This is a genomic window from Rheinheimera oceanensis, from assembly GCF_018831085.1.
In the GTDB taxonomy this organism is placed as follows: Bacteria; Pseudomonadota; Gammaproteobacteria; order Enterobacterales; family Alteromonadaceae; genus Alishewanella; species Alishewanella oceanensis.
On record NZ_JAGPNM010000003.1, the window covers coordinates 175,302 to 197,332 of the forward strand.

The 22,031-nt window shown below is 48.3% G+C and carries 23 protein-coding genes; 16 read left to right on the plus strand and 7 right to left on the minus strand.

Features of this window, described 5'->3' with window-relative positions:
- Position 1: 1 nt before the first annotated feature.
- The 3 genes from J3B89_RS08925 to pspF are packed head-to-tail and all read right to left on the minus strand — an operon-like array spanning position 2 to position 3,743.
- Positions 2-1,018 carry an ABC transporter permease gene (locus J3B89_RS08925; protein ID WP_215397191.1) on the minus strand — a complete coding sequence of 339 codons (1,017 nt, stop codon included), beginning with the start codon at positions 1,016-1,018 and terminating at the stop codon, positions 2-4.
- Positions 1,015-2,658, minus strand: a complete 1,644-nt coding sequence (locus J3B89_RS08930) for an ABC transporter substrate-binding protein (protein WP_215397192.1) — start codon at positions 2,656-2,658, stop codon at positions 1,015-1,017. The genes J3B89_RS08925 and J3B89_RS08930 overlap by 4 nt, the downstream gene beginning before the upstream one ends.
- Complete coding sequence (pspF, locus tag J3B89_RS08935) at positions 2,655-3,743, minus strand: phage shock protein operon transcriptional activator (protein ID WP_215397193.1); 1,089 nt, start codon at positions 3,741-3,743, stop codon at positions 2,655-2,657. The genes J3B89_RS08930 and pspF overlap by 4 nt, the downstream gene beginning before the upstream one ends.
- A gap of 184 nt (positions 3,744-3,927) precedes the next feature.
- Between pspF and pspA the strand changes: the two genes are divergently transcribed.
- The 15 genes from pspA (at position 3,928) to J3B89_RS09010 (ending at position 17,778) form a co-directional block, all read left to right on the plus strand.
- On the plus strand, positions 3,928-4,599 hold the full coding sequence (gene pspA, locus J3B89_RS08940) for a phage shock protein PspA (RefSeq protein ID WP_215397194.1): 672 nt from the start codon (positions 3,928-3,930) through the stop codon (positions 4,597-4,599).
- Between the two features lie 24 nt (positions 4,600-4,623).
- Complete coding sequence (pspB, locus tag J3B89_RS08945) at positions 4,624-4,860, plus strand: envelope stress response membrane protein PspB (RefSeq protein ID WP_215397195.1); 237 nt, start codon at positions 4,624-4,626, stop codon at positions 4,858-4,860.
- Entirely contained in the window at positions 4,853-5,269 is a 417-nt protein-coding gene (pspC, locus tag J3B89_RS08950) for an envelope stress response membrane protein PspC (RefSeq protein ID WP_215397196.1), read from the plus strand. The genes pspB and pspC overlap by 8 nt, the downstream gene beginning before the upstream one ends.
- A gap of 18 nt (positions 5,270-5,287) precedes the next feature.
- Complete coding sequence (locus tag J3B89_RS08955) at positions 5,288-6,667, plus strand: YcjX family GTP-binding protein (RefSeq protein WP_215397197.1); 1,380 nt, start codon at positions 5,288-5,290, stop codon at positions 6,665-6,667.
- Positions 6,664-7,677 (plus strand): TIGR01620 family protein, encoded by a 1,014-nt coding sequence (locus J3B89_RS08960; protein ID WP_215397198.1) that lies wholly within the window; start codon positions 6,664-6,666, stop codon positions 7,675-7,677. The genes J3B89_RS08955 and J3B89_RS08960 overlap by 4 nt, the downstream gene beginning before the upstream one ends.
- A gap of 103 nt (positions 7,678-7,780) precedes the next feature.
- Entirely contained in the window at positions 7,781-8,977 is a 1,197-nt protein-coding gene (locus J3B89_RS08965; protein WP_215397199.1) for a trans-sulfuration enzyme family protein, read from the plus strand.
- A 185-nt stretch (positions 8,978-9,162) separates the two neighbouring features.
- A complete protein-coding gene (gene phhA, locus J3B89_RS08970) occupies positions 9,163-9,963 on the plus strand; it encodes a phenylalanine 4-monooxygenase (protein WP_215397200.1) in 801 nt (266 codons plus the stop codon).
- A gap of 9 nt (positions 9,964-9,972) precedes the next feature.
- Positions 9,973-10,314, plus strand: coding sequence for a 4a-hydroxytetrahydrobiopterin dehydratase (locus tag J3B89_RS08975; RefSeq protein ID WP_215397201.1), 342 nt, complete (start codon positions 9,973-9,975; stop codon positions 10,312-10,314).
- 164 nt (positions 10,315-10,478) lie between these two features.
- The gene (tyrR, locus tag J3B89_RS08980) at positions 10,479-12,041 is read left to right on the plus strand and encodes a transcriptional regulator TyrR (RefSeq protein ID WP_215397202.1); all 1,563 of its coding nucleotides are present in this window, start codon (positions 10,479-10,481) and stop codon (positions 12,039-12,041) included.
- Between the two features lie 213 nt (positions 12,042-12,254).
- On the plus strand, positions 12,255-13,328 hold the full coding sequence (hppD, locus tag J3B89_RS08985) for a 4-hydroxyphenylpyruvate dioxygenase (protein WP_215397203.1): 1,074 nt from the start codon (positions 12,255-12,257) through the stop codon (positions 13,326-13,328).
- Complete coding sequence (locus tag J3B89_RS08990; protein WP_215397204.1) at positions 13,321-14,469, plus strand: homogentisate 1,2-dioxygenase; 1,149 nt, start codon at positions 13,321-13,323, stop codon at positions 14,467-14,469. The genes hppD and J3B89_RS08990 overlap by 8 nt, the downstream gene beginning before the upstream one ends.
- A gap of 2 nt (positions 14,470-14,471) precedes the next feature.
- Positions 14,472-15,488, plus strand: a complete 1,017-nt coding sequence (locus tag J3B89_RS08995; RefSeq protein ID WP_215397205.1) for a fumarylacetoacetate hydrolase family protein — start codon at positions 14,472-14,474, stop codon at positions 15,486-15,488.
- A 154-nt stretch (positions 15,489-15,642) separates the two neighbouring features.
- The gene (gene maiA, locus J3B89_RS09000) at positions 15,643-16,287 is read left to right on the plus strand and encodes a maleylacetoacetate isomerase (RefSeq protein WP_215397206.1); all 645 of its coding nucleotides are present in this window, start codon (positions 15,643-15,645) and stop codon (positions 16,285-16,287) included.
- A 314-nt stretch (positions 16,288-16,601) separates the two neighbouring features.
- The gene (locus J3B89_RS09005; RefSeq protein WP_215397207.1) at positions 16,602-17,528 is read left to right on the plus strand and encodes a chemotaxis protein; all 927 of its coding nucleotides are present in this window, start codon (positions 16,602-16,604) and stop codon (positions 17,526-17,528) included.
- A gap of 37 nt (positions 17,529-17,565) precedes the next feature.
- Positions 17,566-17,778: a hypothetical protein gene (locus J3B89_RS09010; protein WP_215397208.1), complete on the plus strand. Its 213-nt coding sequence runs from the start codon at positions 17,566-17,568 to the stop codon at positions 17,776-17,778.
- A gap of 5 nt (positions 17,779-17,783) precedes the next feature.
- Here J3B89_RS09010 and J3B89_RS09015 read toward each other — a convergent pair whose 3' ends face one another.
- Genes J3B89_RS09015 through gloB form a run of 3 tightly spaced genes read right to left on the minus strand, consistent with a single transcriptional unit; the run spans position 17,784 to position 20,731 of the window.
- The gene (locus tag J3B89_RS09015; protein ID WP_215397209.1) at positions 17,784-18,263 is read right to left on the minus strand and encodes a hypothetical protein; all 480 of its coding nucleotides are present in this window, start codon (positions 18,261-18,263) and stop codon (positions 17,784-17,786) included.
- Positions 18,264-18,284: 21 nt separating this feature from the next.
- Entirely contained in the window at positions 18,285-19,895 is a 1,611-nt protein-coding gene (locus J3B89_RS09020; protein WP_215397210.1) for a LysM peptidoglycan-binding domain-containing protein, read from the minus strand.
- Positions 19,896-19,951: 56 nt separating this feature from the next.
- Positions 19,952-20,731, minus strand: a complete 780-nt coding sequence (gene gloB / locus J3B89_RS09025) for a hydroxyacylglutathione hydrolase (RefSeq protein WP_251372320.1) — start codon at positions 20,729-20,731, stop codon at positions 19,952-19,954.
- 27 nt (positions 20,732-20,758) lie between these two features.
- Here gloB and J3B89_RS09030 point away from each other — a divergent pair, with 27 nt between their 5' ends.
- Positions 20,759-21,493 carry a class I SAM-dependent methyltransferase gene (locus J3B89_RS09030; RefSeq protein ID WP_215397211.1) on the plus strand — a complete coding sequence of 245 codons (735 nt, stop codon included), beginning with the start codon at positions 20,759-20,761 and terminating at the stop codon, positions 21,491-21,493.
- On the opposite strand, the gene J3B89_RS09035 is transcribed toward J3B89_RS09030, so the two are convergent.
- Positions 21,490-21,999 (minus strand): GNAT family N-acetyltransferase, encoded by a 510-nt coding sequence (locus J3B89_RS09035; protein WP_215397212.1) that lies wholly within the window; start codon positions 21,997-21,999, stop codon positions 21,490-21,492. The two genes, J3B89_RS09030 and J3B89_RS09035, sit on opposite strands and share 4 nt — an antisense overlap.
- Positions 22,000-22,031: the final 32 nt, after the last annotated feature.

Sequence of the window (22,031 nt, forward strand, 5' to 3'; positions counted from 1 at the left end):
CTCAGCGCTTCCTTGCTAGAGGGTTGAATAGCGTATGCAGAATTTCTGTTAACATATTTACACTGATAACCAGGGTTGAGATAACCAGTAAACCTGCTTGAATTGCCGGGTAATTACGTTGATAAATACTGTCTATCAGCCAGCGGCCAATACCCGGCCAGGAGAAAATAACTTCTGTAATCATTGCCAGTGTTATAAGGGTACTAAATTGCAGGCCAATCTGGCGGATAACCGGCAGCAGGGCGTTACGCAGAGCATGCCGGTACAGCACTTGTGCACGGTTAAGCCCCTTGGCGCGTGCGGTTTTGATATAACTTTGTTCCCAAACCTCCAGCATAGAATCACGGGTAAAACGGATCATCACGGTGGTGGGGAAGGTTGCCAGCACTATTGTTGGCAGCAGTGTGTGGCGCAGTGCATTGAGCAGGGCTTCTGTCTGGTGCTGGCTGTTAGACAGCAGAATATCGGCCAGCATAAAACCGGTAACATGCGGGATTTCATACAATACGCCAATGCGCCCGGCCGTTGGTAGCCAGCCAAGGCCAAGTGAAAACAGCATAATCAGCAGCAGTGCCCACCAGAATACCGGTATTGAGTAACCTGCTATAGCCAGTGCTGAAATAATGCGGCTGATAATACCGTCCGGTTTTATTGCGGCAATGATACCCAGTGGAATGCCGACAAAAAAAGACACCAGCAGAGCATAAGCGGCCAACTCCAACGTAGCGGGCAGTAATATTTTTATTTCCTGTAGCAGTGGCTGTTTACTGGCAAAAGACAAGCCCCAATCGCCACTGAAAATACGCTGCAGGTAGGCAATATACTGTTGAATGTAGCCGCTATCCAAGCGGTACTCTGCTGTTAATTGTGTTGCCAGTTCTGCAGGAATATCTGTCAGGCCGGTAAAATTTTGCAATGCATTGCCCGGAAACAAATACCCCAGGCTAAATGCCAGTATGCTCAGGGCGATAAAGACAAAAACCAGTAAAAACAGGCGACGTAGTAAATACAGGGTCATTTAACATCCTTAACGGCGGTTGCCAGCGAGATCCCGCCGTAAGGATTAATATCAATGCCGCTGATGTCGCTGTTAAGTGCCTGAAAGCGTTGCGAGTGCGCAATGCTCAGTAACGGCATTTGCTCTGCAAGATATTGTTGTGCCGCTATATAATAACTGCGGCGTTGCTTTTGATCAGATGTCAGCAGCGCCTGGCTTATTAAGCGGTCAAAGTTAGTATCGCACCAGTTGGCTCTGTTAGTACCGGTTTGTGCAGCACTACAGCTTAAAAGCGGCCGGAAAAAATTGTCAGGGTCAGCATTATCGGCCGACCAGCCAATCAGCACTGAATCATGCTCGTTGTTACTGAGTTTACGGCGAAAACTGTTCCATTCGTAAGATACTATTGTGGCTCTGACACCAATTTGGGCAAGATCTGCCTGCATCATTTCGGCCATTTTCAGTGCATTGGGGTTATACAGGCGCTGCACTGGCATTGCCCAGATATCCATACTAAAGCCGTTGGCATAACCTGCTTCGGCTAATAATGCCTTAGCCTGAGTTTGATCAAAAGGTAGTTGTGGCAAGTCAGCATTATAAGCCCAGGATGTAGGCGGTAATACGGAGTTTGCTGCAGTGGCATAGCCAAAATACACGGCCTGTAAAATGGCTTCGCGGTTAATAGCCATTGCCAGTGCCAGCCGTACCTTGGCGTTGTCAAATGGCGGCTTAGTGGTGTTAAATGCCCAGAAACCAACATTCATGCTGGTGCTTTCCTGCACGTCCACATCGGGGCGCTGGCTGATAAGACCAAGTTCGGCCACACGGGGAAAGGCTACTATATCACATTCGTGGGTAAACAATTTAGCCATACGCCGGGCATTGTTCGGCACTATGTCAAACACTAACTGCTCAGGTTTTGCCTGTTCGCGCCAGTAGCTCTTATGGCGGTAATATCGTATCAGTACATCTTTTTGGTACTCTTTAAAGCGAAAAGGCCCGGTACCAACCGGATGGCTGTCAATTCTGCCGGGCTGGCCCCGGGCAAGCACGGCTGCGCCGTATTCTGCAGATAAAATGGCGGCAAAATCAGTAGCCAGATTAGATAAAAACGAACTGTCAGGCCGGGTTAATTCAAACCGTACGGTGTTATCACTGGTAGCTACAACACGTTCAACCAAATTGGCCCAGTCAACACTTTGAAAAAACGGATAATTACCGCCACCCTGATAATGAAAAGGATGGTTTTTATCCATAATACGGTTAAAGGTAAATATCACGTCGTCGCTGTTAAATGGCCTGCTGGGGGTAAAGTATTCGGTTTGATGAAATTGCACCTCAGGGCGCAGGGTAAACTCATACACAGTGCCACTGTCATTCACCTGCCAGTGGGTGGCCAGTAAGGGTTTAAGCTCACCGCTTTGCGGGTCAATATCCAGCAAGCGGTCATATAGCTGCTGGCTGATAGCATCAATGGTTGTGCCGGAGGTAACTAACTGCGGGTTAAACGCCTCTGGCGAGCCTTCAGAGCAGTACACTAAACCGCTGCGCACGGTTTCAGGCAGTTGCGGCTGGCAAGCGCTGACAACGGTTGCCACAAGCAGAGGCAAAAAACTGCGCCCGGGGGCTGACTGTATTATCTGGTTAAAGCTAACGTTCATACTTGCTGGCTTTCCAGTAACTGATATTTTTTCATATAGCCACGTAGCTGATGATAGGTCAGATTCAACAGTTCAGCTGTTTTTTTCTGATTATACTGACTGGCGGCCAGCGCCTGCTTAATCAGGCTTACTTCAAAATCCTGCGACAGGGTTTTAAAATCCTGTACCTGGCTGAAATCGAACTGGTTAGGTCGTGTTACAACTGTGGCAGCTGCTGCAACAGGCAACATGTTTGTGCTTTCCTGCACCGGTGCAGCTTGTTGTGTCTGCAGGCGTGGCGCTTTGATGCGATGTTTTGGCCGGTAAGGCGATTCGAACGGGTCTAACTGAATATCATGTACCGGCACATACGCATTATTGGTGCGGTATACACTGCGCTCTACTACATTTTTCAGTTCACGCACATTACCGGGCCAGTGGTAATCAAGCAGGGTACGTTTGGCTTTTTCACTAAAACCACTGAACAGCTCAAAGCCCAGTTCGCGGGCCATATTTATAGCAAAATGTTCGGCCAGTACCATAATATCTTCCTGGCGTTCACGCATTGGCGGTAAGGTAATAACATCAAACGCCAGCCGGTCCAGTAAGTCGGCACGAAATTCGCCCTGCTCGGCTAATACCGGCAAATCTTCGTTGGTAGCACAAATCAGTCTGACATCCGTTTTTATAGAGCGGCTGCCGCCTACGCGTTCAAATTCGCCATATTCAATTACCCTTAATAGCTTTTCCTGCACTAAACCCGGCGTATTTGCCAGCTCGTCCAGAAATAAGGTGCCGCCGTGAGCCCGCTCAAAACGTCCTTCATGGCGTTTACTGGCTCCGGTAAAGGCGCCTGCTTCGTGGCCGAATAGTTCACTTTCCAACAGGTTTTCATTCAGTGAGGCGCAGTTGAGCGTAAGGTATTGCTGATCCCAGCGCTGCGACAAAAAGTGCAGACGGGCAGCGATGAGTTCTTTACCGGTGCCACGTTCACCGATAATTAATACCGGCTTGTCTAACGGCGCTATTTGTGAGACCTGATCCAGCACATTAAGAAAACTGTTAGACTGGCCCACCAGATTATCTTGTTTGAATTTTATGCTCATGGCGTGCTATTTGTTAGTTAAATTGGCTAATTAGTAGTGTATTTCATAATATCCGCCAGCAGAAGCTTTAATGCAAAATAAATAAAAATTGATACTAATCATTGAGTTAAAATAAATTGCAAAGTTGGCAAGGAAACTGAATAGATTAGGTTGTACTAAACCAGTCATTTAAGAGGTAAATATTATGGGTATTTTTTCACGCTTCTCAGACATAGTGAACTCAAATATCAACGCACTGTTAGATAAAGCCGAAGATCCGGAAAAAATGGTCCGGCTGATTATCCAGGAAATGGAAGACACCTTAGTAGAAGTACGTTCTTCTTCGGCTAAAACCATTGCCGAGAAAAAAGAGTTGCAGCGGGTGGTAAACCGTTTGCAGGAAGAAGTGGCCGACTGGCAGGCCAAGGCCGAGCTGGCACTTAGCAAAGAACGCGAAGACTTAGCGCGCTCTGCACTGATTGAACGGCAAAAAGCTGCGGATCAGGCCAATGCAGTGGCAGCAGATATTACCAATCTGGATGAGCATATCAGCAAGCTGCAGGATGAAGTTGCACAGTTGCAGGAGAAACTGGCAGATGCCAAAGCCCGGCAGAAATCGATGTTAATGCGCCAGAAAACAGTGGCATCACGGCTGGAAGTGAAAAAGACACTGGACAGCAACCGTATTAACGATGCGATGTATAAATTTGAGCGTTACGAGCAGAAAATTGATACGCTGGAAGCTCAGGTTGAAGCCTATGATTTAGGTAAGAAAACCTTAAAGGATGAGTTTGCTGAACTGGCTGCTCAGGACAAAATTGACAATGAACTGGCGGCATTAAAGGCTAAAGTTAATCAGAAAGATAAAGACGCCTGAGCAGCAGGCGTTTAGGAGTAACTCATGGATTTTTCAGAAGTCATTGGTGTACCAATTATCCTGTTTATGATTTTTGTGGCACCGATCTGGGTCATCATGCATTACCGTAGCAAGAACAAAATGGGGCAGGGGTTGTCAGATCAGGAACTGTTGCAGTTAAATGATCTGGCACACCGGGCAGAGAAGATGGCCGACCGCATTAAAACGCTGGAAGCCATTTTAGATGCTGAAAGCCCGAAATGGAGGTCTTCACATGACTAAGCTTAAGCGTGAACTGTTACGTGATGATACCAATGGCAAGATAGCTGGCGTATGTGCCGGTATCGCCGACTACTTTGGCTGGGAACTCTGGCTGGTGCGCATTATTACTGTATCAGCATTTTTTCTTGGTGCCGGTGGTTTGGTTTCAGTGTTGTATATTGCTGCCTGGGTGGTACTGGAAAAAAAGTCCAAGGCCGCCTTCAAAGCAACAACTACGGCTGATTTAAGCCCGGCAACAGAGAAGGTGGTAGAGGTAAAAACCCGGGTATGGCAGCGTGGCGAAGCACCAAAAGACGCGCTGCAGCATTTAACCAACCAGTTTAACGGGTTGGAACTACGTTTGCGTGATCTCGAACGCCACGTGACATCAGCTAAATTTCAGTTAAATCGCGAATTTAACAGCCTCTAGGGTGGTAAGCCTTAGCTTATGGATCTATTCAAGCAACTTCAGCATCAAAGGCGCGAGCTGACAAGCCGCGCTTTTGATCGTCATTTACGCCTGGGGGTCACCGGGCTTAGCGGTTCAGGTAAAACGGCATTTATTACCTCATTGGTACACCAGCTAACGCAGGGCGATCAGCCGTTTAATTTGCCATTTTTTGATGTAGTACGCGAACAGCGTTATCTGGGCGGACGCCTGGCAAGCCAGATACTGGCTGTGCCGCGCTTTCCGCTGGAGCAAAACCTGCAGTATCTGCAGCAAGACCCGCCCGCATGGCCGCCATCAACCACGGGCTGGAGTCAGCTAAGCCTGCAACTGCGTTACAAAGCTGCATCTGGTTTGCGCTCTCATTTGCAGAGCCACAGCGAACTGGCGCTGGATGTTATAGATTATCCCGGTGAATGGTTGCTGGATTTACCGATGCTGGATATGAGTTATGCCCGGTGGTGTGAGTTTAGCTGGCAGCTATTTGCCAAAAGCCACCGCAGTACTGCGGCACAACCGTTTAAACAACTACTGCAAAATACCAACTTGCAGGATGCCAGCGAATTACATCTGCAGCAGCTTACAGACAGCTACAAGCAGCTACTGGCACAGTTTCATCAAACGCCCGGCGCCTATTTAAACCAGCCCGGCCGTTTGCTGGTACCGGGTGTATTGGCTGGTGCGCCTATGTTGCAACTATTTCCGCTGTTACCACAGCAGGCAGAGCAACCCTCTGCACTGGCAACCCAACTGGAGCAGCATTACGACAGCTATCGTAAACATGTGATCAAGCCGTTTTATCAGCAACATTTTTCTGCGCTTGATCGTCAGGTCATACTGGTAGATTGCCTGTCGGCTCTCAATGCCGGTTATGCTGCTATCACTGAGTTGCAGCAGGCCCTGCGGCTTATTTTGCAAAGCTTTAATTATGGGCCGTCCAGCCTGTTAAGCCGGTTGTTTAAACCTAAAATCAGCAAAGTACTATTTGCAGCCAGTAAAGCTGATCATGCTACGCCAGAGCAACACAAAGCGCTTACTTTGCTGTTGCAACAGCTATTACAGCAACCGCTGAAAAACAGCCAGTATCAGGCTGCTACCACTGAGGCCATGGCAATAGCTGCAATACGCGCCAGTAACAGTGGCTTTGTGCAGGCAGATGGTTTGGCACAGCCCTGCATAACGGGTACCGGGCTGGATCAGCAGGTGCTGACGTATTTCCCTGGCGACGTTCCGGCCAGCGTGCCGTCTGAAGCGGTGTTTGAACAACATAGGTTTGCTTTTTTACCGCTACGGCCATTGCCGTGGAACGACTCTCAGGCTTTACCTCATATGCGGATGGACCACGTGTTGCAGTTTATCCTCGGAGACAAATTACGATGAGCGAATTAAAGCAGGCCCGTTATTTTAGCCAGCCGAAGCTGACACCGACAGCTGTTGAGTTAAAAAGTGCCAGTTATTACCACGATGATGACTTTGTTAGTACAGCAGTAACTGAGGCTGCCCTGCCGGTGAAAACTAACCTTTGGTGGTGGCGTTTATCTGCGGCAACCTTGCTGGTTATTGTTGTGCTGTCGGTATGGCAATGGGGGCTAATGTTGCAACAAAGCTGGCAGCAAAGTGTGTTGCAAGGCGGCCTGTTAAGCCTGGTTACTGTGGCAGTACTGGTGCTGCTGACCAGTCTCGTCTGGCGTGAAGTAAAGTTATGGCGCCGTTTAGCCCGTAACCGGCAGTGGCAGCAAAGTGCACAACGTATCCGCCATAGCGTACAGTTTGGCGAAGCACAAAAGTTGTGTCAGGCGGTGGCGGCCAGTTTGCCGGCAAATCCCGATATTAGCGCGGCAATAAGCCAGTGGCGGGCGGCAGTAAAAGATGAGCATAGCGACGAAGAACAACTGGCATTGTTTGAGCATTTTGTGTTAACCGTGCTGGATAAACAGGCGCAGCAAATTATCTACCGTGCAGCCACAGATACCAGCATGGCGGTGGCAATAAGCCCCTTTGCCCTGGCTGACATGATATTAGTGTTATGGCGCAGCAGCCGTTTAGTGCGCGAATTGGCACAGCTGTACGGCGGCGCTATCGGCCAGTTGCGCAGTATGCTGTTGTTAAAGCGGCTGTTTGCAGCGCTGCTGTGGGCCGGAGGTTCAGAGCTGGCGCTTGATATGGCATCCGACGTGATTGGCAGCGAGTTAACGGCCAAGTTATCGGCCCGGGCCGGGCAGGGCGTGATTGCCGGTTTACTGGTGGCACGCCTTGGTAATCTGGCGCAGCAACAGTTGCGGCCATTACCGGTAACGGCTACTGCCAAAGTCAGTATAAAATCACTCGGCCGTGCTTTATTACAACGTTTTAGCACTGCTGCGCAAACTAAAGCTGACAGCGCAGGATAAACTGTGCTGATACCGCCAGACTGCAAGATGTCTGGCTTGCTTCCATTAATATTAGTTTCTGCTATTTGTTACAGCGACTTTAACTTTCAGCAGCAGTAACTTTATGCATGACAATAATAAAAAAGCCGAAACCCTGTGTATTCACGCCGGTAAAGAAAAAAATCAACACGGTACTTTAGCCACGCCGTTATACCAAACCTCTACTTTTATTTTTGATAATGCTGAGCAGGGTGCCGCCCGCTTTGCCGGCGAGGCCGAAGGCTATATTTATACCCGGCTGGGTAACCCGACTACCCGCGAACTGGAACTAAAAATAGCAGCGCTGGAAGGCATGGCTGATGCGGCTGCAACGGCTACCGGTATGGGTGCTGTCGCGGCCAGTACTATGGCGTTTTTGCAGCAGGGTGATCATTTAATTGCCAGTAAAGCCATTTATGGCTGCAGTTTTGCACTGTTTAACCATATGTTTGCCCGTTACGGCATTGAAGTGAGCTTTGTTGATATGACAGACCACGCTGCGGTTGAACAGGCCGTTAAACCTAACACCAAAATGTTGTTTGCCGAAACGCCAATAAACCCAAATCTGGTGGTGTTGGATCTGGCCTTTCTCGGTGATTTCTGTCAGCGTCATCAGCTGATTTCGGTGATTGATAACACCTTTCTTACGCCTTTGCTGCAAAAGCCGGCCGATTACGGCATTGATATCGTGATCCACAGCGCTACCAAATACCTGAACGGCCACGGCGATGTGGTAGCGGGGCTGATTGTATCGGATAGCGAAACTATTAAAACCATTAAACTGACCACGTTAAAAGATATGGGCGCCACCATTAGCCCGCATGATGCATGGCTGATTATCCGCGGTTTAAAAACGCTGTCAGTGCGGCTGGAGCGCCATTGCAGTAATGCGCAGAGAGTTGCGGAATATCTGCAGGCGCATCCAGCCGTAAGCGCAGTGTTTTACCCTGGTTTACCATCGCACCCGGGCTTTAAGTTTATTGGCAACCAGATGAAAGCCGCCGGTGGCGTGCTGGCGTTTGAGCTAAATGCCAGCCTGGATGACAGCCGCTATTTTATCAACCAGTGTCGTCTGCTTAGCCTGGCAGTAAGCCTGGGCGATGCCGAATCGCTTATTCAACATCCGGCGTCGATGACGCACAGCCCTTACACGGCAGAAGAGCGGCAGATGGCCGGTATCAGTGACGGTTTAATTCGTGTTTCTGTCGGGCTTGAACATGTTGATGACATCATCGCCGATCTGGCGCAGGCGCTGGATAAAATGCAGCAACGCCAGCGCTGATGCTTAGTCAGGTTGTAAGCTAAACTTTACGCCACGCCGGCCAACTTTAGGCGGCAACGAGATTAACTCTTGCCGCACTATCGCTTAGTATCCGCACTAACTAATTATCTGCCCGTATAGCAATAATAATTTAACTGCAGATAAGCGGGACACTCCCGTATAACAGAATATTCAACAGGTTGTTTATGAGTAAGTCGAGTAAATATGTGTCCCGTCAGTCTGACGAGCATGGCTTTATTGCCTGGACAGATGAAGAAAATCAAATCTGGCATGAACTGATCACCCGCCAGCTAAGTGTGATTAATGGCAAAGCCTGTGATGAATACATGGCAGGGCTGGATAAACTACAGTTGCCAACCGATCGCATTCCGCAACTGGAAGAAGTCAGTAAAGTATTGCGTGCCACTACCGGCTGGGAATGTGCTGAAGTTCCGGCGTTAATCAGCTTCGATAAATTTTTTGAGCTGTTGGCCAATAAGCGTTTTCCGGTGGCCACCTTTATCCGTAGCCGCGAAGAGTTTGATTATCTGCAGGAACCGGATGTGTTCCATGAGATTTTCGGCCACTGCGCTATGCTGACCAACCCGGCTTTTGCCGAGTTCACCCATACCTACGGTAAACTCGGGCTGGCGGCCAGTAAGCAAGACCGTGTCTACCTGGCCCGCTTATACTGGTTTACCATTGAATTTGGTTTGTTAAGCACGCCAGATGGTTTGCGGATATATGGCGGCGGTATTTTATCGTCGCCGGGTGAAACCACCTACGCACTTGAATCTGCTGTGCCTGAGCGTAAACCCTTTGATGCGGTAGATGTATTACGTACACCGTACCGCATCGATATTATGCAGCCGGTGTACTTTATGATTGAGCGTATTGACCAGCTGTTTGATATAGCCCATCTGGATATGATGGCGCTGGTTGAGCAAGCCAAAGCACTGGGGCTGCATGCGCCAAAATTTCCGCCAAAAGAAAAACAAGCAAGTTAGGATTACAGAATGTCTGAATTAAAAGCAATGCAATGTGAAGCCTGTCGTGCAGATGCGCCCAAAGTGTCTGACGCCGAGCTGCCTGAGTTAATGCGGCAGATCCCCGACTGGACGCCGGTAGTGCGTGACGGTATTTTGCAACTGGAGCGTGAGTTTAAGTTTAAAAACTTTAAGCTGGCCTGGGCGTTTCACAATAAAGTAGCTGAACTGGCAGAAACTGAAGGCCATCATCCTGCGCTGTTGCTGGAGTGGGGCAAGCTGACGGTAACCTGGTGGTCGCATTCTATTAAAGGCCTGCACAAAAATGACTTTATCTGTGCTGCCAAAACGGATACCTTGCTGTCTGCTTAATAAGATATTTATTCTTTCAGTGGCGGGTGGTGTTATACCACCGCTCGTCTCAGTTACCCGCTAAATAGCGCATTTGTTCACATTTCTTTACAAAACTACTGGTCTAGGCTCATCGTTTTACCGTATTATGCTGGTAATTACTTGGTCTTGGGGCACTTTGCGGTATGCGTTTAGAAATTCAATGCCAGAACAGGCTTGGCCTGGCACAAGAAGTATTAAATGTACTGGTAAGTTATCAGCTGGATCTGCGTGGTATTGAAGTAGACCCCAGCTTAAGCCGGATGTATGTGTCGTTTCCGACAGTAAACTTTGAAAAGTTTCAGGAGCTAATGGCTAAAATGCGCCGTATTACCGGCGTAGAAGATGTTAAAACCACTGCTTTTATGCCGTCAGAGCGTGAGCATAATGAATTATCTACCTTGCTTAAAACACTACCGGATGGCTTGATTGCCGTTGATATTAAAGCCAATGTTACTGTAATTAATGATGCTGCACTGGAAGCGTTGTCGGTAGAACATAGCGCTATCGCCGGCCAATCATTGCAGGGCATGGTTAAGGGGTTTAACTTTCAGCGCTGGTTAGAAGGCGATGATGTGCTGGCACAAACCCGGCGGCTGGAAATTCATGGCAAGCGTTTTGTCGCTGACATTCTGCCGGTGATGGTGCCGGATGAAACCGGCCACGAAATTCTGGCCGGCGCTGTTATTAATTTAAAATCTGAAAGCCGGCTGGGCCAGCATATGGTGGCGTTTAAAAAAGGTGATCAGGAAAGTTTTAACACCTTGCAGGCGCACAGTAACTTAATGCGCAAAGTTGTGCGTGAAGCGAAGAAAATGTCACAGCTGGATGCACCTATTCTGATTATCGGTGAAACCGGCACTGGTAAAGAGTTGCTGGCCCGGGCCTGTCATGCTGCCAGCAGCCGCACCGGTAAACCTTTTTTAGCACTTAGCTGTGCTTCGTTACCAGACAACGTAGCAGAGTCTGAGCTGTTTGGTTATGGCGCCAATGCCTTTCCCGGCACTGCAGAAGGCAAAAAAGGTATTTTCGAGCTGGCCAATGGCGGTACAGTATTCTTAGATGAAGTAGGCGAAATGTCGCATCAGTTGCAAACCAAACTGATCCGCTTTTTGCAGGACGGCAGTTTCCGCCGTGTTGCCGATGAAAACGAAGTAAAAGTTGATGTGCGGGTAATTTGCACCACGCAAAAAGATTTACCCAGCATGGTGCAGGAGGGCAAGTTCCGTGAAGACTTATACTACCGCCTTAATGTATTGACACTGGCTTTACCGCCCCTGCGCGAGCGCAAGCAGGATGTGCTCCCGCTGGCCGAATTCTTTATTGCCCGTTTTGCGGCAAGGCTTGGTCGCAAAGCGCCGAAGTTAACCGATAGCTGTGCTAATTTTCTGCAAAATTATCCGTGGCCGGGTAACGTACGCCAGCTGGAAAATGCGCTGTATCGCGCCATTACGCTGCTTGAAGGTTTTGAACTGGATAAAGAACATCTGCAACTGCCAAGCTACAACAATGATTTTGGCTATTTAGAACAAGACTTCGACGGTACCCTGGATGAAGCGGTAAAACGTTTTGAAGCTAATCTGCTGCGTAAATTGTTTCCGGCTTATCCCAGTTCACGCCAGTTAGCGAAAAAGCTTGGTTTAAGCCACACCGCTATTGCTAATAAATTGCGTGATTACGGTATTAATCGTAAGAGTGTAAAAATTTAACTACGCTTTGTGCGTAAAACTGTACTTAAGAGGGGCTGCCAAAGCGATTTGGCGGCCCTTTTAGATCACTTTTTCAAAAAAGGGCTGTTTTGTATCAGCAGCTTTACAAAACAGCAGTTTAGCAGCCATTAAGCTGTTACTTGCTGCCCTCTTCCTTTTTTTTAGCGCAAGCGCATTATTAGCGCCAACCAAGACGTAGTTAGGACTATAACAATGACAGATAAAATTAATCCGCTGGGAACTGATGGTTTCGAGTTTGTTGAATACACCGCAGCTAATGCTGAGGGTATTCAGAAGTTAAAAGATTTATTTTATGCACTGGGCTTTACTGAAGTAGCACAGCACCGCTCTAAGCAAGCCTGGTTATATAAGCAAGGCGACATTAACTTTATTGTTAATGCTGAGCCAAACTCGCAGGCAGAAGAATTTGCCCGTAAGCATGGCCCCAGTGTATGTGCTATGGCATTTCGGGTAAAAGATGCTGCCCATGCGTTAAAGCATGCCGTGGCTAACGGCGCTAAAGAGTATAAAAACCAGATTGGCCCGATGGAGCTGAATATCCCGGCCGTTTACGGTATTGGCAGCAGTTTGCTGTATTTTGTTGACCGTTATGGTGCCAGTTCAGTTTACGATGTTGATTTTAAATACTATGACAACTGGCAGCTTGAAATGACCAAGCACGGTGTTGGCCTGGAAGTGCTGGATCATTTAACGCATAACGTCATGCGCGGCAATATGAATACCTGGGCTGGCTTCTATGAAAATATCGGTAACTTCCGTGAAATCCGGTATTTTGATATTGAAGGTAAACTTACCGGTCTGGTGTCAAAAGCGATGACAGCACCATGCGGTAAAATCCGTATTCCTATCAATGAATCGTCAGACGATAAATCGCAGATTGAAGAGTTTATCCGTGAATACAAAGGCGAGGGCATCCAGCATATCGCCCTGACGACTGAAAACATTTATGAAACTGTGCGTACTTTACGTAGCCGCGGTATGGACTTTATGCCAACGCCGGACACCTACTACAACAAAGTAAACGAGCGTGTAGTAGGCCATGATGAAGATTTAGATCAACTACGTGAGTTACGTATTCTGATTGACGGCGCGCCAATGAAAGACGGCATTTTGCTGCAAATTTTCACCAAAACCGTGATTGGCCCGGTGTTTTTTGAAATTATTCAGCGCAAAGGCAATGAAGGCTTTGGCGAGGGTAACTTTAAAGCCTTGTTTGAGTCTATCGAAGAAGATCAAATTCAGCGCGGAGTGTTAAGCAATGCGTAAATGGGCATCGTTTCCGTTAAAGGAAGGTGATGTATCAAGACAGGCGCATGCTGATTTTCCTGAGCAGGCGATATACGAGCGCGAGACTGGCCGCAGCGGCTTTTTTGGCCCGGCTACGCACTTTCATCACCGCCATGCGCCAACCGGCTGGACCGACTGGCAGGGGCCACTGCGGCCGCACCTGTTTAACTTTAATGAGATTGGTGTCGATAACACTAATTCGCCGTGGGCCGTGCCAAATTTGCTGTTTAATGCGCATTGCAAAATGCGCACCTGGCGCTTAAGCGCCAACATGAGCAAGCTGGTGCGCAATGCCGACGGTGATGAACTGCTGTTTATCCATGAAGGCAGCGCTGAGCTGTATTGTGACTACGGTCATATGACAGTGCGCGACGGTGATTATATTGTTATTCCGCGCTCGACCATGTGGCGGTTAGAGCCAAAAGAGCCGATGTTTATCCTGCTGGTTGAAGCCACCAACGACAGCTATCAACTGCCGGAAAAAGGTCTGGTAGGTAACCACGCTATTTTTGACCCGGCCATGCTGGATACACCGAAAATAGATGACGCCTTTAAAGCGCAGTACAGCGAGCAGCAATGGCAGGTTGAGGTAAAACGCCACGGCCAGATATCGGTTATTACTTACCCGTATAACCCGTTAGATGCCATTGGCTGGCACGGCGATTTAGCGGTAATGCGGATTAACTGGCGCGATATCCGCCCGTTAATGAGCCATCGTTATCATTTGCCACCGTCGGCGCACACCACTTTTGTTGCGCAGCGCTTTGTAGTGTGTACCTTTGTGCCCAGACCGATTGAGAGCGATCCGGGTGCATTAAAAGTACCGTTTTATCACAACAATGACGATTACGATGAAGTGCTGTTTTATCATGCCGGTGATTTTTTCAGCCGCGATAATATCGAAAAAGGTATGGTGACTTTCCATCCGGCGGGTTTTACCCATGGCCCACACCCGAAAGCTTTTGCGGCAGGGCGTGAGTATAAAAAGAAATTTACTGACGAAGTGGCAGTAATGCTTGATACCCGCGACGCACTGGAGATAGGCGCAGCGGCGCTGGCGACGGAAAACCCGGAATATGTCAACAGCTGGAAAGTAAAACCAGAGCAGGCGAAGGAATAATAATGAAGTTAGCAAGTTTAAAAAATGGCAGCCGTGACGGCTTACTGGTTGTTGTCAGCCGTGATTTAAGCCGCTGCGTAGCCGCACCGGCAGTAGCTACCACTATGCAGCAATTGCTGGATAGCTGGGCACAGTTAAGCCCGAAGCTGGAAGAAATATATCAGGCACTGAATAACGGCAAAGTAGACGGTGAAATGGCGTTTGACGAAGGCCAGTGTGAATCGCCTTTGCCGCGGGCTTATCAGTGGGCCGATGGCAGTGCTTATGTGAATCACGTAGAACTGGTGCGCAAAGCACGTAATGCCGAAATGCCGCCAAGCTTCTGGACAGATCCGTTAATGTATCAGGGCGGCTCGGACGATTTTATCGGCCCGCGCGACAATATCGAAGTGGTCAGCGAAGACTACGGTATTGACTTTGAAGGCGAAGTAGCGGTAATTACCGATGATGTGGCGATGGCATGCAGTGCTGACGAAGCGCGCAGTAAAATCCGCTTACTGATGCTGGTAAATGATGTGTCGCTGCGTGGCCTTATTCCGAATGAGTTAGCCAAAGGCTTTGGCTTTTTTCAATCTAAGCCGGCATCGGCATTCAGTCCGGTAGCTGTAACGCCGGATGAGCTGGGTGATAACTGGCGTGAGGGCCGTGTGCATCTGCCACTGCTGTCTACCTATAACGGCAAACTGTTTGGTAAGCCCAATGCCGGTATCGATATGACGTTTGACTTTGGCCAACTGGTCGCCCATGCGGCAAAAACCCGTAATTTAGGCGCCGGTGCCGTTATTGGCTCGGGCACAGTATCGAACAAGCAGGGCACTGAACATGGCACTGCAGTGGATGAGGGCGGTGTTGGCTATAGCTGTATCGCTGAAATCCGCATGATTGAAACCATTCGTGATGGCAAGCCGGCCACTGCATTTATGAAGTTTGGCGATACTATTCGTATGGAAATGCTGGATGCACAGGGCAATAGCATCTTTGGTGCTATTGATCAGAAAGTAGTGCAGTATAAAGCCTGAGTTTGACTCAGATTCGGTAGCATCACTGCGTACATTTTTTCCGCGACACGCCGTAAACCCATCCCTGGGGGCTCGACTCAGGCATCCATGCCTTCAACGGTCGCGGAAAAAAGTACATCCGTGCTTCTACCTGGCTCAACTTCAGGGGATAACAATGAAACTCTACGGCTACTGGCGCTCTTCAGCAGCATATCGTGTGCGTATCGCGCTAAACTTAAAACAGCTGACGTTTGAAAATCTACCGGTGCATCTGGTAAAAAACGGCGGTGAGCAACACAGCGCAGATTACAAAACCCTAAACCCGGCAGAGCTGGTACCTGTGCTGGTTGATGATGATCTTAGCCTGAATCAGTCGCTGGCCATTATAGAATATCTGGACGAAACCTATCCGCAACCGGTATTACTGCCGGAAGAACCCGCAGCAAGAGCCAAAGTGCGTGCGCTGGCGCTGGATATTGCCTGTGATATGCATCCGCTGAATAACCTGCGTGTATTGCAATACCTTACCGGGCCTTTGGCATTAACCGAGCAGCAAAAACTAAACTGGATTAGCCATTGGCTTAATACTGGCTTTAGCGCATTAGAACAACGTTTAAAGCATAGTGCCGGGCAGTTTTGCTTTGGCGATGAGGTAACGCTGGCTGATTTGTGTCTGGTGCCTCAGGTATACAATGCTCAGCGCTTTGCGCTGGATATGAGTGCTTTTCCGACAGTTATGGCCGTGCACCATAATTGCCAACAACTGGCTGCATTTGCTTTGGCTGCTCCGGAGCAACAACCAGACGCCCAGGTAAACTAACTCAGCAGAAAGACCGGCCAGGCGCTGCCCTTCGGGTTCGTCTGGCGGCGCTCTGCACTTTGTTACTCGTCTCGCTTATTTAGAATGACTAAACTTCGCTCCTCGTTTCGCGTTCAGAACGCCGCCAAAGCGAACAAAATCTAACCTCGAAACGTCAACAAGCCCTAGACGATTAGCTATACTCGCCTATGCTTATACAAATTTCTGTCTTGCGGATACAGGTCTGCATTGCTTAGCTGGCAGCAACATGCTGTAGTAGCGCATGTTTAGTATTAACCGCGCAGCGGCTGATTAAGCCCAAGAGGTATAAAATTATGAGTAAACTAATGGCCGCAGTGAATCAGCGGACAAATCTGGTAGGTAATAACCGGCTGGAATTGTTGTTGTTTCGTTTGTACGGCCCTCAGCCGTTTGGCATTAACGTGTTTAAAGTACGCGAAGTGTTGCAGTGCCCGGAGTTGACAGAAATGCCCGGCTCCAGCCCGCATGTGCGTGGCATAGCGCATTTACGCGGTGTACCGGTGATGGTAATTGATCTAAGCCAGGCGACCGGCGGTAAACGTATTGAAGACTTATCTACCGCTTATGTACTGGTAACTGAATATAATCGTCATACGCAGGGTTTTTTGGTAAGCGGTGTGGACCGTATCGTTAACACAAACTGGGATCAGATTATGCCGCCGCCCAAAGGGGCTGGGGCAAGCCATTATCTTACAGCTGTTACGCAAATTGACAATAAGTTAGTGCAAATTATTGACGTAGAAAAAGTTTTTGCAGAAATATCGCCGGTTAATGAAGAGGTCAGTGAAGATATAAAAGTAAAAGCTACAGAGCGCAATTTTAAAGATGTTATTGTACTGGTAGCTGATGATTCTGCCGTAGCACGTAATCAGGTAAAGCGGGCACTGACATCAATTGGTATTCAGGTTGAACTGGTAAACGACGGTAAACTGGCACTGGACTGGCTAACCGCCAAGGCAGCAGAATTAGGCGGCGATATTTCTACAAAAGTACCGCTGCTGATATCTGATATTGAAATGCCTGAAATGGATGGCTACACCCTGACGGCAGAAATAAAAGCCAACCCGGCTCTGCGGCAAATGCATGTGGTGTTGCACTCGTCGCTTAGCGGTGTGTTTAATGAGGCGATGGTTAAAAAAGTGGGAGCAGATCAGTTTATTGCGAAGTTTCACCCGGATGAGCTGGTATCTGCAGTGCAAAAGTGGATGCAAACAGATTAACACTGATCTGGCATCACAGAAGTAAACAGGCATTAAAATGAAAGTGTTTTCTCTACCTAAAAGGCTACTTAACCGGGCTTTAGTTTATGCTGGCTTATTCGGCATTATATTTCAGCTAACGGCAGCTGGTTACGCCTGGTGGCATGATATTAGTTTACAGGCAGGCTGGTTTTTAACCTTACTGGCGCCTTTGCTGTGTATCGCATCGGGAACCATTTCGGCATTGCAATTACAAAAAGAGCCTGATTAACCCCGTTATTTACGCGGCTTAAACATGCCTTCAACTCTTACATCGCGGATGCCGGTTTCGGTAAAGTAAAAATTTATCTGGCCGGGACCGCGACTAAAATAATAGGTTTCATCATTCAGTTGCAGTACAAAGTTTCCCGGCGCATTTACTGCCTGCGGATCAACAAATAACTTTATTGAGTATTGCTCCAGTTGCAATTCAAAACTGCTAAGCGGATCGTTAATAAAATCGGGTACCCAAACGTGACTGTTATTCTGCAAAATGACGGCAATAGAATATTTTTGTGGTACGGATGGTACGTTCAGGCTTTGGCGGCCAACAGTAAAACGGTAGGTACCATCCTGACGAAAGTAGCTAAAGCCGAAATCGAATGTCTGGCTGCTGTTGTTGGTAAGCGTTGCTTTTCCTTCACCACTGATATCAAACTGTGCCTGGCTCAGAGGTGCGAACAGTAATGCTGTACACAGCAGATATTGCAATTTCATGGCTATAACCCCGTTAGCAGTTTATACCTGCGTCATACTCACCATCAGTTTCAGCTGTTGGCCTGGTTGCAGATAGTTAGCGGTATTAATATTGTTCCACTTTACAATGTCGGATACTGAAACGCTGAAACGCTGGGCAATTCTGGCCAGAGAGTCACCTTTACGTACTTTGTAGGTAACAGTACGGGATATGCCTGTGGTGTTACCTGTTGCTGTGGCTGGCTGCCATATCGCCAGTGTCTGGCCTGGCTTAAGGATAGAGCGTTGCGTTAACGTATTCCATTTAGTCAGGTCTGCTACCGTTACTTTGTGCTCACGGCTAATGTCCCACAGCGTATCTCCGTCTTTAACAATATATTCCAGCTTAGTGCCGTTATTAGCTTGTTGCCGGGCATTGGCTACCCGGTTTGGCTGGCTCAGGCTGTAATCTGCGTCATCGCCCGATGATACTGGTAACAGCAAATGCTGACCAAGGCGAATAGTGTTGCCATCAAGCTTATTTATGCGCTGAATAGCACTGATATTCGTACCATGCTTTTGAGCGATTTTACCCAAAGTATCGCCTTTGGCTACGGTGTAGCGTTTCCAGCGCAGTAAGTCTTTGCTTGGTGTTTGCGCCAGTTTCTGCCGGAAAGTTTCTACCTGGTTTATGGGTAATACTAAATGATGTGGGCCGTCAGGGTCGGTCGCCCACTGGCTGAAACCAGGGTTGAGTGCCTGTAACTCAGCGACACTCAATCCTGCCATCTCTGCAGCTATTGTCAGGTCAATTTGGTTGCTCAGCTCTACAACATCTATCTTCGGCTCGTTGGCAATGAACTTCCAGACAATATCGAAGTCGTCCGGACGCTTAAGAATATCAACCAGCGCTAATAATTTAGGTACATAAGCGGTGGTTTCTGATGGTAAATCCAACGACCAGAAGTCTGTAGGTAAACGCTTTTGCTTATTACGTTTAATGGCTGCCAGGATCCGGCCTTCACCAGAATTGTACGCGGCAATGGCATTAAGCCAGTCACCTTCGAGTTTGTCGTGCAGATACTGCAGATAATCTAATGCTGCGCGCGTGGACGCAACTACATCGCGGCGGCCGTCATACCAGAAGTTTTGTTTTAAACCAAAACGCTTGCCGGTAGCGGGCATAAACTGCCACATACCTGAAGCCGCAGCATGTGAATAAGCAAAGGGATCAAAAGCACTTTCTACAATAGGTAATAGTGCCAGCTCCAGTGGCATCTGGCGTTTTTCCAACTCTTGTACAATATGGAATAAAAACGGCTGAGCCCGGCTGGCTACTCTGTCCAGATAAGCCTGATGGCTGCTGTAAAAGTTACGTTGTTCCACAATTGGCCGGGTTTGCGGCACATTAAAACTCATCTGCAACTGAATACGCTGCCATAAGTCTTCTAATTCTGTGGCATCCAGTTCAATAATGTCGTTGCCTGACGGTTGGCCTGCACTCCATAAACGGTTGGCTATTTGTTCGGCGCTGGCGGCGTGCTTATGAAAATCTGCCGGCTTGGTTTGTGGGGCTTTAACTACAGGAGGTATGTTAGTTTTGTTAGTGTTATCCGTGCTAACACATCCTGCAAGGATCATGGCTCCAGCCAGGGCAGATAATCTTCTCAGCATTATTTTGTTCCACATGTAAAAAATCGAATGTTACCTGTTCGGTCACTGAATGCAAGTCAGCTTTTAAACTGGTCCTTACTGGCTCTTAACCAGCTAAACAGCGCCAAGGCTGTATCTTTGTGCCATTTCTGCTGTAGGTTTTTGTTATTACAGCGTAAAAATGGATTAATTTGTTTCTCTTTTGCTAACCCTGCAGGCAGGGTTGGCTGTTTTGCCAAACGTAAATCATGACAACGTTGCGTGTATTCGATTAACGCCGCGTTATCTGGTTCCACGGTCAGAGCAAATTTTAAGTTAGCCAGGGTGTACTCGTGGGTACAGTAAATCTGGGTGCTGTCGGGTAACGCCAGCAACGTCTGCAGCGACTGCCACATTTGTTGCGGGCTGCCTTCGAACAGCCTGCCACAACCTGCGCTGAACAGAGTATCACCAGAAAACAAAACCGGTGCTGAATAAAACGCAATATGGCCCAGAGTATGTCCCGGTACTGCAATAACAGTAAAAGTAAGCTGCAGCTGAGGAATTTCCACCAACTGATTGTCGTTCACAGTTTCTGTAAGCTGCGGGATGCGGCTATGTTCCATAGCCGGGCCTATTACTCTGACATTTGGAAAGTGCTGTTGTAGTTTTGTAATGCCGCCAGTGTGGTCAGCATGATGGTGTGTAATAAGTATTGCCGCTGGTATTTTTTGCTGTTGCTGTAAAAATGCTAAAACAGGGCCTGCATCGCCGGGGTCAACTACAATGCAACTGGGGTTGTCTTGCTGACATAACACCCAAATATAGTTATCCTCAAACGCCGCTACTGGAGTGATCTGATACATAATGACAACCATCTTAATGAATCCGGCTGTTAATTTAACATGAAACCAGCACTGAGCGAAAAAGACCGTACTTCACCGTCTGACTGGCAGCAGTTTACGCAAGGGCTGGCGCTGGCTGATGCCATATCTGGCCAGTTACAGCCCTGGTGGCAGCAGATTTTTGGTTACTACATGCTAAAAGTCGGTGATCTTAGTTGTCAGCTGGATACCAGCAATTGCAAAATTCAGCATCATATCGGTGTTGGCCGCTATTGTCCGCAAGCCATGTTACTGGCCGATGCCGATGCCTTGCCTGTTATTGAAAATAGTGTAGATGCAGTGTTGTTAAGCCATTGTCTGGAATATACTGCTGATCCGCATCATGTGGTGCGTGAGGCGCATCGGGTGCTGGTACCGGATGGTTATTTGCTACTTAGCGGTATCAACCCCTACAGTGCTGTTGGTTTTTTAAAATGGCTGCCCGGGCTGGCGCAGAAATATCCTTGGCAGGGGCGGTTTTTCAGCGCATCACGTATTAAAGACTGGTTACATCTTATTGGTTTTGAAGTACTGTCAGAGCAACGTTTTTTTTGTTCTGCCATGTTGGCGAAAGACTATAAGGCAACCCGCTGGCAACTGTGTAATGAGCAGTATCTGAATTACTTTGGTGCCGCCTATTTGCTGGTAGCCCGCAAACGCGAGCTGCCGCTGACGCCAATAAGGCCAAAGTGGCAATTAAGCCCCGCCTTCGCCCAGCAGGTGAAAGGTGTCAGCGCCAGACAGCGCTCAGACTAGCTTTGTTGCTGCAGGTAGCGGTTAACACTGACAATCGCCTTATCGGCTTGCAGCATCATAAAATGCAGGCGTGGGTTTTCAGCTTCCGGCGGTGGGCAAATTTCAAACCCCAGGCTGGTATAACATTGCAAAGCAATACTATTGTGCCGGTGTACGTACAGTGATATGTCGCGGTACTGCTGGCTTAGCGCCTGAATGCTCAGCTCGCTAATCAGGGCTTTCGCCAAACCCTTACCGCGTTGCTGCGGGTGAATAACCAGCCGGGCCAGATGATGGCAACCAAAACGATCACATATCTGACCAAAACCCAACATGGTATTGTTATCGCTATCAAGCAAGCTAAAACTTTGCGCGCCTGGCCGGCATAGCAATTGAAGAAAACGCAACCCGGTGCACAGATAATCAAAGTTATCACCGCCCCAGCTTTGTTGTTGCTCTGCACTGCTGAACCAGTGTTGCAGTTGCAGCATTTCACTAACGCTGGCTAATACCAATTGGGTAGTCATCTGTACCTTCTGTTGACCAAAGCTACGCCGGG